Genomic DNA, 13,582 nt, shown 5'->3' on the forward strand with positions numbered 1-13,582 from the left:
AATGATAAAAAAGGATTTGGGGAGTATGAAAAAATGGGCTTTAACCTCATGTGCTTTGTGTGTTCTTCTTTCTGCCTGTTTCGGAGGGGAGCAGCAAGAAAAGTCAGAGTCGGAACAAAGCCAAAGTGAAGCAGTATATACCAAAAAAGAAGAAGCCAGGGCTGGAAAACAAGAAGAGCCATCAATTTCTCAAGAAAACCAAGAAAACCAGCTATATGATGAGACATACCCTTTAACTGGAGAAAGAAAAAAAGAGGTTTCACCGTATCGTCCGATAGCAGTAATGGTAAACAACCATCCGGCTGCACGGCCGCAAAGCAGCTTGAGTGACGCTGATATGGTTTACGAAGTGCTCACAGAAGGCAGCGTAACTAGATTTTTAGCGATTTACCATAGTGAACAGCCTGAAAAAATTGGGCCCGTTAGAAGCGCTCGAAAGTACTTTATTGATTTGGCTCAAGGGTATAAGTCGTTTTTTGTAACACATGGCTGGAGTCCAGAAGCCGAACAATACCTGTCAAGCGGTACAGCGCCGTTTCTCAATGGATTGTTTCATGAGGGTACTCTTTTTCAACGTTCTTCCGATCGGAACCCGCCCCATAACTCTTATATCTCTTTTGAAGACGCAATGGAGGGCTTAGAAGGGAAAGGGTACGAACTAAAAAATGAGGTAGAGCCAAACTTGTTTAATGACCAAGGCATTTCATCTTCGGAAGCAGAAGAGGGAAAACAAATTCAAATTTGGTATCAAGATAAATATTCGGTTCAATTTGAGTACAATGACAAAAAAGAAGCTTACGAACGTTCCAGTGATAACGAGCCGACCATAGATGAGAGAGAAAATAAAAGGGTTGCTCCAGAAAATGTTTTTATAATCGAAGCCCCTCACCAAGTAGTCGACAATAAAGGCCGCCGGCAAATAAACATTGAAGCAGGGGGAAAAGGTTTATTACTTCAAAAAGGAAAAGCGTTAACGGTAGAATGGAAAAATAAAGACGGTCGAATTCTTCCAATGAAAGAAGGAGAAGAAATACCGTTTGTGCCAGGGCAAACTTGGATTAATGTTGTTCCATCAGCATCTGCCCTTAATGACATAGTAGAAGGATTACATTAATTTATTGAATGCTGCGTTAAGAGTATTTGGACTGAAACGAGGTGGAGCTAATTGCAAATCGATAAGTTAAGAGGCAAAGAATTAGATCAATTGTTTAAAGCAATTCTTTCCCTGCGAGATTTAGAAGAGTGTTATGAGTTTTTTGATGATCTTTGCACCATTAACGAAATTCAATCGCTCGCACAGCGGCTTGAAGTGGCTCGAATGCTTCAGCACGGGTATACGTATCATAAAATTGAAACAGAAACCGGGGCAAGCACAGCAACTATTTCTCGAGTGAAACGCTGCTTGAATTATGGCAATGAAAGCTACCAGATGACATTAGATCGTGTGCGGGAAGAAGAGAAAGAAAATCAAAAATAGAAAAACGTCGTGGGAATAGAGAAACTACTCTTTTGGTGAGAGGAAACACCAGAAGAGTAGTTTTATTTATTGTTTAGGAAATTATATCTTTCGAATTGTGATAACGATCTCCCTACTGTTTGATTATCGTCTAACTTCAGCGCCTAGCCTCTCGGGGTTAAATAACCTCCAGTCATTTAAGGCAAAGAGTGCCTTTATTGCCTGGAGAACATTTACCTGTCGAGGCTTACCAGGGCGCTTGCGCTTTTGTTCTTAGAACGCATTTTTTCCAAAACTCAGTATGGTAAAGGGCCTGGCAGCAAAGCAAATTTTTTATAACTCAAAAAGCCCAAGCACATAATTTTAGCTTTTGCAAACAATACAAGATAATATAGTAATCAGAAAGCAAAACAGGGAGGGCCGCTAAAATGAAAGATTATATAGGAAACAGCGTCCACATTCCTTTGTGAACGTTTTGGCCTTGAATGGTGCCAAAAAGATAATCATCTTAAACACGCTCGTATTCTTTGTATGGAGAAGACAGACAGGACATTAAAGTATTGATAGATATGCTTGAAGAGGGGACAGTTTATTCACTCCAAAAAATAAATCCTTCTTCCACCTCTGCTTATGAAGAATGGACACAGCATTTGCAAGAAAAAAAGGATTTGACTGAACCTTTTGCCAGGTGGGCAGTTCAACATGGGTTCATGCTATCCATGATTATTCTCCATTTCATGAAACAGACCCCCATTGGAATTGTCCCCTTCTTTACCCTTTACAAATTTATCATAAAAAGAAACAGACTTCCTTGGCAGCTCTCTCTACTGGAGATTCCCAAATCTTACCTCTAAAATCGAAAAATTTTCGGAGCTAGAAGAAACTTTACAGCCCGAAAAAAACATAGTGTAAAAAAAGATTTTTAATCCCCTCCTTCGAAGAATCATGAGCAGTTTTGTATGGTGGAAGAAAAAGTGTGATTGCAGGAATTAAAGCCACTCTGGCAGCGGCCTGGATGATGAATGTTTTATCTGGAAGCCAATCGCAAATAAGTAATTCGAATGACGAAAGTACAGAACCCTCAAAAGAGGAATGGATGGAATGGCTTGAAAAGGTGCAAACTGGAGAGTATGAAAGCAGGCTGGTGATGCCTGGATGTGAAGAGATAGATAAGGGAGGAAAGCTCCAGCACTTGTTGACAAGGTATGGTTATAGTGACGCTGAATCAGTAGTCGACGATCGTTTTTACTATCAATTTGATTCATGCACCTATTATGAAAAAGATAATAAAAACACAGGAGATATTTTTTCTGTCGGAAACCAAGTGAAGCAATGGGGGCCTTCTCCGCAAGACATAATGGAACTTCTCGGAAATCCTGAAGGATTAAGCATAAATGCGAATGAGCGGGAAACACGCGCTTTGTATCAAATACTGGAACATCATTTACTTTTTATATACGAAGGAGAAGACGAAAATGAACAATTAACTCAGGTGGAAATAGGAGAAATAAGTCCGCACTTATTAAAAATAGTTTTATCCCCACAGGAGAGGATATATGCAAACGATAACATGGTTGAGCTGAATTTGCCGCAGCCAGATAAAGAAGGAAGCTTAGATTATTATCCAGGAGAAAGCAGCGGTATTGATTATATGACGGAATCTGCACATCTTTTTTTAGAAGAACTTGTTTTATCGGTTAAAGAGTGGAGCGGCTATGCACCTGGGTGTACGATGCTAGAGGCCGGCCTGACAGCAGAATCCCTTGTAGGATTATTAGGCCCTCCAGACGCTGTTCAGAGTGAAAACGGCATGCAGAAATATACTTATGGAAAATGTGAATTTTATGTTCCTGGTAATGAAGATGCTCTGGCTGTAGAAGCCATTGCTTCCGAACATATTAACACCACCGTTTCAAAACGGCAGGCAAGACAATTCTTAGGAATTCCAGATTCTAAACTATCTCGTTCAGAGATAGATGTGATCGGCTATAATATGGATAATTATTCTATTGATTTGGAATTTATGAAATTCTCGATAAAATCATCACCGTAAGGAGAATCGATGAAAATTTAAAAAAGGAATAAAAAAACAGAATGTGAAGAAGTCTCCAAGAATCCTGTGAAAGCTTTTGAGGGAAATGTATAAAGTTTGCTATAATCAATCGTTGAGACAAGTATTGCATTATTAATTTGGAGGAGCAGAAATGCTTTCATATAGAGAGTGGAAACATGTATTTAAACTTGATCCGGCAAAGGATCTGGATAATAAAGATTTAGAAGCGGTGTGCGAATCAGGAACGGATGCTATTATAGTCGGCGGAAGCGATAACGTTACTTTAGATAATACCCTCGCTCTTTTAGCGAAGGTACGCCGTTATTCGGTTGCTTGCGCCCTTGAAATTTCAACGCTGGACTCTATCACTCCAGGCTTTGATTATTTTTTTATTCCTACCGTGCTTAACGCAGGCGACCCGCGCTGGATTACCGGTATGCACCGGCAGGCCTTAAAAGAGTATGGAACGATGATGAATTGGGACGAAATTGTCACAGAAGGGTATTGTATACTAAATAAAGATGCAAAAGTATCAGCACTGACAGAAGCTGACACAACACTTGACCAAGAGGATGTAGAAGCAGCTGCAATGCTTACAGACCGTCTGTTTCATCTTCCTGTTTTTTATTTGGAATACAGCGGTGTATATGGAGACCCGGCTATCGTCAAAGCTGCTGCTGATGCTTTAAAAAACGCCAGACTATTTTATGGCGGCGGTATCCGCAGTGCAGAACAGGCTGCAGAAATGGCAGCTTATGCTGATACCGTAGTCGTAGGAAATATAGTGTATGAAGATGTGAAGACAGCTTTAAAAACCGTAGAGGCTGTAAAAAACATTGGAAGAGATGACGGAAAAAACGTATAATATATTCGAACATATGTTTGAGGTGGTGTTCCCATGCAACGACAAATTATAGAAAAGATGCTCGATAGAATGAATCCGGAACAAAAAGAAGCTGTACAGCACACAGAGGGGCCTCTTCTGGTAATGGCGGGGGCAGGGAGCGGTAAAACCCGTGTACTTACTCATAGGATAGCTTATTTAATTCGTGAAAAAGGCGTACCTCCTTATGCTATTTTGGCCATCACGTTTACTAATAAAGCAGCCCGTGAAATGAAAGACCGTGTTGCTGAATTGGTCGGACCAGTGGCCGAAGACATTTGGATGTCTACCTTTCACTCGATGTGTGTGAGAATACTCCGGCGTGAAATAGACCGGATAGGATATAATCGAAATTTCTCTATACTTGATGGTTCAGATCAATTGTCGGTTATTAAACAAATTTTAAAAGATCAAAATATCGATTCAAAAAAATTCGATCCCCGCAGTATTCTTGGAATGATCTCTTCTGCTAAAAATGTGCTGGAAACACCGGAAAAATTTGCAGAAAAAGCTTATGGACCTGCTGAAGAAACAGCAGCGGACGTCTATAAAGAATATCAGCGTCGTCTGCGCACTAATCATGCGCTTGATTTTGATGATTTAATTATGATGACAATTAAATTGTTTCAACAGGTGCCAGAAGTACTTTCGTTTTATCAACGAAAATTCCAATACATTCACGTGGATGAATATCAAGATACAAACAGAGCGCAGTATATACTTGTAAACTTACTTGCGGAAAATCATAGAAACTTATGTGTAGTGGGAGATTCAGACCAATCAATATATAAATGGCGCGGAGCCGATATTGAAAATATCCTTTCTTTTGAAAACGACTATGAAGAATGCAGGTCGATTCTTTTGGAACAAAACTACCGCTCCACCAAGAAAATTTTGCAAGCAGCCAATGAAGTTATTAAAAACAACAGCGGGCGCAAACCTAAAAACCTTTGGACAGAAAATGATGAGGGGAAAAATATTCACTACTTTCAGGCTGCTGATGAACGGGATGAATCAGTCTATGTAGTGGAAAAAATAAAAGAAGCGGTGCAAAACGGGGACTATGATTATTCTGATATTGCTGTGTTATATCGGACCAATGCCCAATCCCGTGTTATTGAGGAAATGTTTTTAAAATCGAATATTAATTACAACATGATTGGCGGTACCAAATTCTATGACAGAAAAGAAATAAAGGATGTACTTGCCTATTTACGAGTGGTAGCAAATCCGGATGATGATATCAGCCTTGGACGTATTATAAATGTACCAAAGCGTGGTATCGGTGCTACTACAGTAGATAAAATTGCTGCATATGCTAACAGCCAGGGTATATCTATGTTTGCGGCATTGCAGGAAGCAGACCAAATTGGATTAAGTGCACGCCCAACTAAAAAACTTCTGGAATTTGCTGAGCAGCTCGGTCACTGGATTCAATTGCAGGATTATTTATCGGTTACTGAGCTGGTGGAGGAATTGCTTGAAAAAACGGGTTACCGTGATGCTTTAAAAGAAGACAAGTCTTTAGAGTCTCAGAGCAGACTAGAAAATATTGACGAGTTTATATCCGTAACAATAGATTTTGAGAAGAAAAACGAAGACAAATCTTTAATAGCATTTCTGACAGATCTTGCGCTTGTTTCTGATATAAATCAGGAAGAAGACGATGATGAGAGTGCAGTCGTTATGATGACCTTACACTCAGCAAAAGGACTCGAGTTTCCAGTTGTTTTTTTAATTGGTATGGAGGAAGGAGTATTTCCTCACAGCCGTTCTTTATTTGAGAATGAAGAAATGGAAGAGGAAAGGCGCCTTGCTTATGTAGGGATTACAAGAGCAGAGGAAGAACTCCATCTTACTCATGCCCATATGCGTCAATTGTATGGACGGACACAGGCTAATCCAATGTCGCGTTTTATTCAGGAACTTCCGCAGGATGTTATTGATGGAATGGAAAAAGAAAATAAGCCAGACTGGATGAAAACAAGTATAGGTGGTTCTGGTCATACAGCTTCTCCATTTGAACGAAAGCGCAAAGCTGCAGTAGCACCGGCGAGAGGGCGCACGATATCTGCCTCCACTGAAGGAAGCAGTTTTGATTGGCAGGTAGGCGATAAAGCACAGCATAAAAAATGGGGTACCGGTACTGTGGTCAGTATTAAAGGAGAAGGCGAAGATATTGAACTTGATGTTGCTTTTCCTACAGAAGGGGTTAAACGGCTCTATGCCAAATTTGCCCCGATAACAAAAGCTTAACGTATAGTGCCAGAAAGGAAGGTAGGCAATGGACCGAAAAGATGCGGAAGAGCGAGTCAAAGAGCTCCGGCAGTTACTAGATAAATACGGTTATTACTATTATGTGCTCGATCAACCGCTTGTTCCAGATTCTGAGTATGATGAAAAAATGCAGGAACTCATGAAGCTGGAAGAAGAATTTCCCGAGCTTCAAAGCAATGATTCCCCTACCGTCCGTGTAGGAGGGCCGCCGCTAGTAGCCTTTGAGAAAGTGCAGCACGAAATCCCAATGATGAGTCTGGGAAATGCTTTTAACGAACAGGATTTATACGATTTTGATAGAAGAGTTCGTCAAGTAACAGGAGACGACGTCCAATATACGTGTGAACTGAAAATAGACGGTCTTGCTGTTTCGTTGTCTTATGAAAATGGAAGCTTTATTCAAGGGGCGACACGCGGAGACGGCACCACCGGAGAAGACATTACGAGTAATTTGAAAACAGTCGGATCTATACCTCTCCGTTTGCAAAAGGCAGCAGACATTGAAGTTCGCGGAGAAGTGTTCATGCCCAAACGCTCCTTTGAAAACTTAAACAAAGACAAAGAACAAGCGGGCGAAATGCTATTTGCCAATCCTAGGAATGCAGCAGCAGGGTCTTTACGGCAGCTGGACCCTAAAATTGCCGCTAGAAGAAACCTGGACATTTTTTTATATGCCATAGCTGATGATAAAGGGATGGGCTTGAAAACTCACCACGAAGCTATTGCTTATATGAAAGAATTAGGGTTTAAAACAAATCCGGAAAGCCAGCTTTGCCAAAGCATAGAGGAAGTTGTCGAGTATGTTAACAGCTGGGTGGACCGGCGCAACGATTTAATGTATGAAATAGATGGTATTGTTATAAAAGTTGATAACTTAAAGCAGCAGCAAGAACTTGGATATACAGCGAAAAGCCCCCGCTGGGCAATTGCTTATAAATTTCCGGCCGAAGAAAAAATTACTACACTGACTGGTATCACCCTATCGGTTGGGCGTACAGGAGTGGTTACTCCAACTGCAGAGTTGAAAGCTGTAAAGGTGGCTGGAACAACCGTTCAAAGAGCTTCTCTTCACAATGAGGATCTTATTCGGGAAAAGGATATTAAAATAGGAGATCAGGTTGTGGTAAAAAAAGCTGGAGATATTATTCCAGAAGTAGTGAGAGTGCTGGATGATTTACGAGAAGGACATGAAAAAGATTTTGAAATGCCTTCAGAATGTCCGGCGTGCGGAAGTGAACTCGTTAGGCTTGAGAAAGAAGTAGCACTACGCTGTATCAATCCGCAGTGCCCGGCTCAAATGCAAGAAGGCCTCATTCACTTTGTGTCAAGAGATGCTATGAATATTGACGGTCTAGGTGAAAAAGTGATTCAGCAGCTTTTCACTCATCAACTGGTTGCAGGGATTGCTGATTTGTATAAACTGGAAAAAGAAGAGCTTCTAAAGCTTGAACGTATGGGAGAAAAATCCGTCCAAAATTTATTAAACGCGATTGAAGCGTCCAAACAAAATTCTTTGGAAAAATTAATATTTGGTCTCGGTATTCGATTTGTCGGTTCGAAAGCAGCACGAACGCTGGCTGAGCACTTTAAAACAATGGAACAACTTCGTAATGCTTCTTACGATGACTTGCTTGCCATTCACGAAGTTGGTGAAAAGATGGCAGATTCTATTGTTAGTTACTTTGATAAACCCGAAGCTGCAGCTTTATTAGACGAACTGGATGCACTCGGTGTCAATATGAAATACAAAGGGCCGAAAAAAGCAGAAGCAGCATCTGATTCTATTTTTAATGGCAAAACAATTGTTTTAACTGGCACCTTAGAAAAGTTAACGAGAAAAGAAGCTAAAGAAAAAATTGAAGCATTTGGCGGAAAAGTAACTGGAAGCGTAAGTAAAAGCACTGACTTGCTTATCGCTGGTGCTGATGCAGGCTCAAAGTTAACAAAAGCTAAAGAATACGGCGTAGAAATATGGGAAGAAGACCGGTTTTTAGAAGAAGCCGAATTATAATCTTGGATTATTACTAAGATAATTACAATTCCGGCACAAACCCGTGTATTCCTGTTAGGCTTCTTTAATTTTTCAAAATGGGAGAGGATAACCCCTTTCTCCTTGAAATCATTATTTTTTTCACTTGAGAATCCCTTTCTGTCATTCTATGATGGAATTTGAGCTGTTTTATAATAAGGTGATATACATACACAAGCCATGGAAAGTTCCCGGGGAAATGAGGAGATAGAAACATGTGGAAAAAAGCGGGGATACTTGCCTTGTCCTCTCTTCTACTGCTTTCAGGCTGTATACCTGGTTTAGAACCAGATGAAGAAGGGGTGGACATTGAACAAGAAGAGACGGACGAAGAGGCGGAAGTGAAAGTAAGTCCGGAAATACCAAGTTTAGACAATTATTATCGCAGTATCTTACAGGACGGTAAATATATTCATGGTAACACAAGAGGTTTTAATACTGATGTTGTTTACAACCGGATGGATTTAGAAAGAATGGAAGTGGGCATGCAGGAAATTGCTTTAGAGGAATTTAATCAAGAAGACTATTTCTTTAGAGAAGGCCAATTTATTGAAAGAAATGAATTAAACAGCTGGCTTATGAGAGAAAAAGAAGAAACAGAAGAGGAAGAAGGAAATCCAGAAGGGCTGAACCCGCCGCTGGGAAGCGGAGATAGTTTTGAAGAAAGGGAAAGCTCACAGCCAAGAGTGCTGTCTAATATTCTTGAACACAATTATGTGTTTGAAAATGATGAAGGAAACTTACAAGTAGGTGGGCTGGTTATAGGACTGTCTATGAACAGCGTTTATTATTTCAGAGAACAAAATGACGACGGCACCTACGGCCCCTGGCTGAATGAGACCATAGATGAAGAAACAAGCCTGGAAGAGAGTAAAGACATCGCCAATCAAGTGCTTGAAAGGTTAAGAAGTGAAGAGCGTGAGGAAGGAGCGTTATCTAGTGTTCCTATAATGTTTGCAGTCTTTCGAGAAGCTGCAAGAGACTCTGCCATTCCAGGGGAGTTTATTGCAACAGCTGTAGCCCAGCCTGGAGAAGAGGTTGGCAATTGGCAATCAATAAATGAAAAGCACTACCTCTTTCCGTCCAGCAGTGCAGACGAAGAACAGAGAGATGATGCAGAGAATTTTAATCAGTTTAGAGATGATGTGAATCAATTTTTCGAGAACTATGTTGGAGTAGTTGGAGAAGGGTATTATCAAAATGATGATCTAAGAAGTCTTTCTATTGAGATCCCTATTACGTTTTACAGTAAAACTGAGGTGATTGCGTTCACCCAGCATGTAACGGATCGATTAGAAAATCGCTTTCCGGATGAGCTGGATATTGAGGTGGAAATTTCTTCTTCCGGCGGCCAGGAAGCATTGATAATAAAAGAGCCTGGAGAAGAGCCGTTTATTCATGTGTATTGATAAATAAGTTAGCGGGCGATGGCTTTGATACGTTGCCCGTCCTATTCTTATTTGGTATCATCTATATATTGTAAAAGAACGAATAAGGTGGAGGTGACCGGAAATGGCCCGTATCACAAAAGACCAAGTAAAACACGTAGCCCATCTTGCGCGTCTTTCTGTATCAGAAGAAGAAGTGAATACTTTTACAGAACAGCTCGATGCTATCATCGGATTTGCTGAGCAGCTTAATGAGCTTGATACTGATGGAGTAGAACCTACTACTCACGTACTTGATATCCATAATGTGTTACGCGAAGATGAGCAGCGTCCTTCATTAGATCGTGAAGAAGTATTAAAAAATGCGCCTGACCACGAAGAAGGACAAGTTAAAGTTCCGTCAGTGCTAGAGTAGAGGAGGGAAATATTGATGTCGATTTTAGAAGAAAGCTTTTCATCGATACATAAAAAGCTTCACAATAAAGAAATAAAGGTTTCTGAACTTGTTGATGCGTCTTATACACGTATTAAAGAAGTAGATGATAAAGTGCAGGCCTTTTTGACATTAAATGAAGAAGGTGCTAGGGAGCAGGCAAAAAAATTAGATGAAGCGCTTGATAAAGATGAAACAAGAGGGATTTTATTTGGTTTGCCGGCAGGAATAAAAGACAACATTGTAACAAATGGGCTGCGCACGACTTGCGCAAGCCAGCTGTTATCCAACTTTCAACCAGTACACAGTGCCACCGTAATGAAAGGACTGGACCAGGCAGAATCAGTTACCATTGGGAAATTGAACATGGATGAATTTGCGATGGGTTCCTCCAACGAAAATTCTGGTTTTCAAACGACGCGCAACCCTTGGAATATTGAATATGTTCCGGGAGGATCAAGCGGCGGTTCAGCTGCTTCTGTTGCAGCAGGAGAAGTAGCTTTTTCGCTTGGTTCTGATACAGGAGGCTCCATACGCCAGCCAGCTTCTTATTGCGGAGTGGTAGGCTTGAAGCCGACATACGGACGCGTGTCCCGTTTTGGGCTTGTTGCATTTGCGTCTTCTCTTGACCAAATCGGCCCGCTAACACGTACAGTAGAAGACAATGCCCTTATCCTTGGACAAATTGCAGGCCACTGTAAAAAAGATTCCACATCTGCTGACGTTGCAGTCCCGGATTATCTTTCTTTACTCACAGGAGACGTGAAGGGACTGCGAATTGCTGTACCGAAAGAATATCTTGGAGAAGGGGTTAATGAGGACGTAAAGCAGCGTGTACTCGATGCCTTAAAAGTATTAGAAGAACAAGGAGCGACATGGGAAGAAGTATCCTTGCCTCATTCTCAATATGCAGTCGCTGCTTATTATTTGCTGGCTTCGTCTGAGGCATCTGCCAACCTTGCTCGTTTTGACGGCGTTCGCTACGGAGTTCGTGCTGAAAATCCAAATAACTTAATTGACATGTATAAAGAAACACGCAGTCAAGGATTTGGAGATGAAGTTAAACGACGTATCATGCTGGGGACGTTTGCGTTAAGCTCCGGTTATTATGATGCATATTACAAAAAAGCTCAAAAAGTTCGTACCTTGATAAAACAAGACTTTGATAAAATTTGGGAAGATTATGATGTTGTTATAGGTCCAACTGCGCCTACCACTTCCTTTAAAATGGGCGAAAAAATTGATGACCCGTTAACGATGTATGCTAATGATATTTTAACTATCCCGGTAAACTTAGCTGGTGTTCCTGCTATTTCGGTACCTTGTGGATTTTCAGAAGGGCTGCCGGTGGGGCTTCAGATCATCGCTAAACCATTTGAAGAAGGTACTGTGTACCGAGTAGCACATGCTTATGAACAGGCGACGGAACATCACAAAGCAAAGCCGGAACTGTAAGGGGGGAAAAGAAGTATGAAATTTGATACGGTTATTGGACTAGAAGTACATTCTGAACTCAAAACGAACACTAAAATCTTTTGTAACTGCTCAACAGAATTTGGAGCGCCGCCGAATACCCACACGTGCCCTGTCTGTCTCGGCCACCCCGGGGTGCTGCCGGTATTAAACAAACGCGCAGTAGAGTATGCAATGAAAGCAGCTCTTGCACTAAATTGCGAAATTGCAGAAGAAACAAAGTTTGACCGTAAAAACTACTTTTATCCAGACAACCCGAAAGCTTATCAAATTTCTCAATTTGATAAGCCAATCGGAGAGAATGGCTGGATTGAAATTGAAGTAGAAGGATATAAGAAAAAGATCGGGATAACACGTATCCATATGGAAGAAGACGCTGGAAAACTGACTCACGATGAATATGGAGATTATTCCCTTGTTGATTTCAACCGGGTGGGAACACCATTAATTGAAATCGTTTCTGAACCGGATATCGAAACACCAGAAGAAGCTTACGCTTACTTGGAAAAGTTAAAAGCTATTTTGCAGTACACGGAAGTGTCAGATTGTAAAATGGAAGAAGGTTCGCTTCGCTGTGATGCTAACATCTCATTGAAGCCTGCAGGGCAAAAAGAGTTTGGAACAAAAACCGAGCTGAAAAACTTAAACTCATTTGCCAATGTCCAAAAGGGACTTGCTTTTGAAGAGAAGCGTCAGGAACAAGAATTACTTTCCGGCGGAGAAATTCTGCAGGAGACGCGGCGCTGGGATGATGCGAAAAAAGAAACAATTCTAATGCGTGTTAAAGAAGGCTCTGACGATTACAGGTATTTCCCAGAACCAGACCTTGTTTCTCTTTATATCGATGAAGACTGGAAGTCTAAAATTAAGGAAGATATTCCTGAGCTTCCGGATGCGCGAAAATCTCGTTACATCGAAGAGTATGGATTGCCTGAATATGATGCAGGTGTAATTACTCAATCTAAAAACATGTCTGACTTCTTCCAGGAGACGATCAATCAAGGCGCAGATGCAAAACAGGCAGCTAACTGGCTGATGGGTGAGGTTAATGGTTATTTGAATGCAGAAGGCCTCGAATTAAAAGATACCGCCCTGACACCAGAAAGTCTTGCGAAGCTGATCACTTTAATTGAAAAAGGAACCATTTCAAGTAAAATCGCCAAAAAGGTATTCGCTGATATGATGAAAGAAGGCGGAAATCCAGAAAAAATAGTAAAAGACAAAGGTCTGGTGCAAATTTCGGATGAAGGCGAATTGAAAAAAATTGTGGAGGGTATCCTCGATAATAACACACAGTCTATTGAAGACTACAAGAACGGAAAAGATAAAGCTCTCGGCTTCCTTGTAGGCCAAGTAATGAAAGAAACAAAAGGGAAAGCAAACCCGCAAATGGTCAACAAGCTGATTATGGAAGGTATGGATGAGCGCTAATTAAAAAAACTTCCCCCTGGTTCTTTAATAAGTGGACTAACCTAAAATAATGGGACAATATAAAACACCTTCGAAATGGTACAATCAATTAAGTACATTCTCGGAGGTGTTTTTGCATGGGCAAAAACGTTTATTCTAAAGAAATAAAGTGGGCGGTTG

General features: G+C 40.9%; 10 protein-coding genes. All 10 read left to right on the forward strand.

Annotation, left to right across the window (positions count from 1 at the left end):
• The first annotated feature begins 25 nt into the window (after nt 1-25).
• Nucleotides 26-1,114 (forward strand): DUF3048 domain-containing protein, encoded by a 1,089-nt coding sequence (locus ACE1TI_RS16990; RefSeq protein WP_375008744.1) that lies wholly within the window; start codon nt 26-28, stop codon nt 1,112-1,114.
• A 51-nt stretch (nt 1,115-1,165) separates the two neighbouring features.
• Nucleotides 1,166-1,477 (forward strand): YerC/YecD family TrpR-related protein, encoded by a 312-nt coding sequence (locus tag ACE1TI_RS16995; protein ID WP_375008745.1) that lies wholly within the window; start codon nt 1,166-1,168, stop codon nt 1,475-1,477.
• A 955-nt stretch (nt 1,478-2,432) separates the two neighbouring features.
• Nucleotides 2,433-3,509 carry a hypothetical protein gene (locus ACE1TI_RS17000; protein WP_375008746.1) on the forward strand — a complete coding sequence of 359 codons (1,077 nt, stop codon included), beginning with the start codon at nt 2,433-2,435 and terminating at the stop codon, nt 3,507-3,509.
• A 151-nt stretch (nt 3,510-3,660) separates the two neighbouring features.
• Complete coding sequence (gene pcrB / locus ACE1TI_RS17005; RefSeq protein ID WP_375008747.1) at nt 3,661-4,374, forward strand: heptaprenylglyceryl phosphate synthase; 714 nt, start codon at nt 3,661-3,663, stop codon at nt 4,372-4,374.
• Nucleotides 4,375-4,407: 33 nt separating this feature from the next.
• On the forward strand, nt 4,408-6,648 hold the full coding sequence (gene pcrA, locus ACE1TI_RS17010; protein WP_375008748.1) for a DNA helicase PcrA: 2,241 nt from the start codon (nt 4,408-4,410) through the stop codon (nt 6,646-6,648).
• A 28-nt stretch (nt 6,649-6,676) separates the two neighbouring features.
• Nucleotides 6,677-8,680: an NAD-dependent DNA ligase LigA gene (gene ligA, locus ACE1TI_RS17015; protein ID WP_375008749.1), complete on the forward strand. Its 2,004-nt coding sequence runs from the start codon at nt 6,677-6,679 to the stop codon at nt 8,678-8,680.
• Nucleotides 8,681-8,913: 233 nt separating this feature from the next.
• A complete protein-coding gene (locus ACE1TI_RS17020) occupies nt 8,914-10,107 on the forward strand; it encodes a CamS family sex pheromone protein (RefSeq protein WP_375008750.1) in 1,194 nt (397 codons plus the stop codon).
• A 103-nt stretch (nt 10,108-10,210) separates the two neighbouring features.
• Entirely contained in the window at nt 10,211-10,501 is a 291-nt protein-coding gene (gene gatC / locus ACE1TI_RS17025) for an Asp-tRNA(Asn)/Glu-tRNA(Gln) amidotransferase subunit GatC (protein WP_375008751.1), read from the forward strand.
• 15 nt (nt 10,502-10,516) lie between these two features.
• A complete protein-coding gene (gatA, locus tag ACE1TI_RS17030) occupies nt 10,517-11,974 on the forward strand; it encodes an Asp-tRNA(Asn)/Glu-tRNA(Gln) amidotransferase subunit GatA (protein WP_375008752.1) in 1,458 nt (485 codons plus the stop codon).
• Nucleotides 11,975-11,989: 15 nt separating this feature from the next.
• A complete protein-coding gene (gene gatB / locus ACE1TI_RS17035; protein ID WP_375008753.1) occupies nt 11,990-13,423 on the forward strand; it encodes an Asp-tRNA(Asn)/Glu-tRNA(Gln) amidotransferase subunit GatB in 1,434 nt (477 codons plus the stop codon).
• The last annotated feature ends 159 nt before the right edge of the window (nt 13,424-13,582 follow it).

It is taken from the genome of Alteribacillus sp. JSM 102045 (genome assembly GCF_041949975.1).
Taxonomy (GTDB): domain Bacteria; phylum Bacillota; class Bacilli; order Bacillales; family Marinococcaceae; genus Alteribacillus.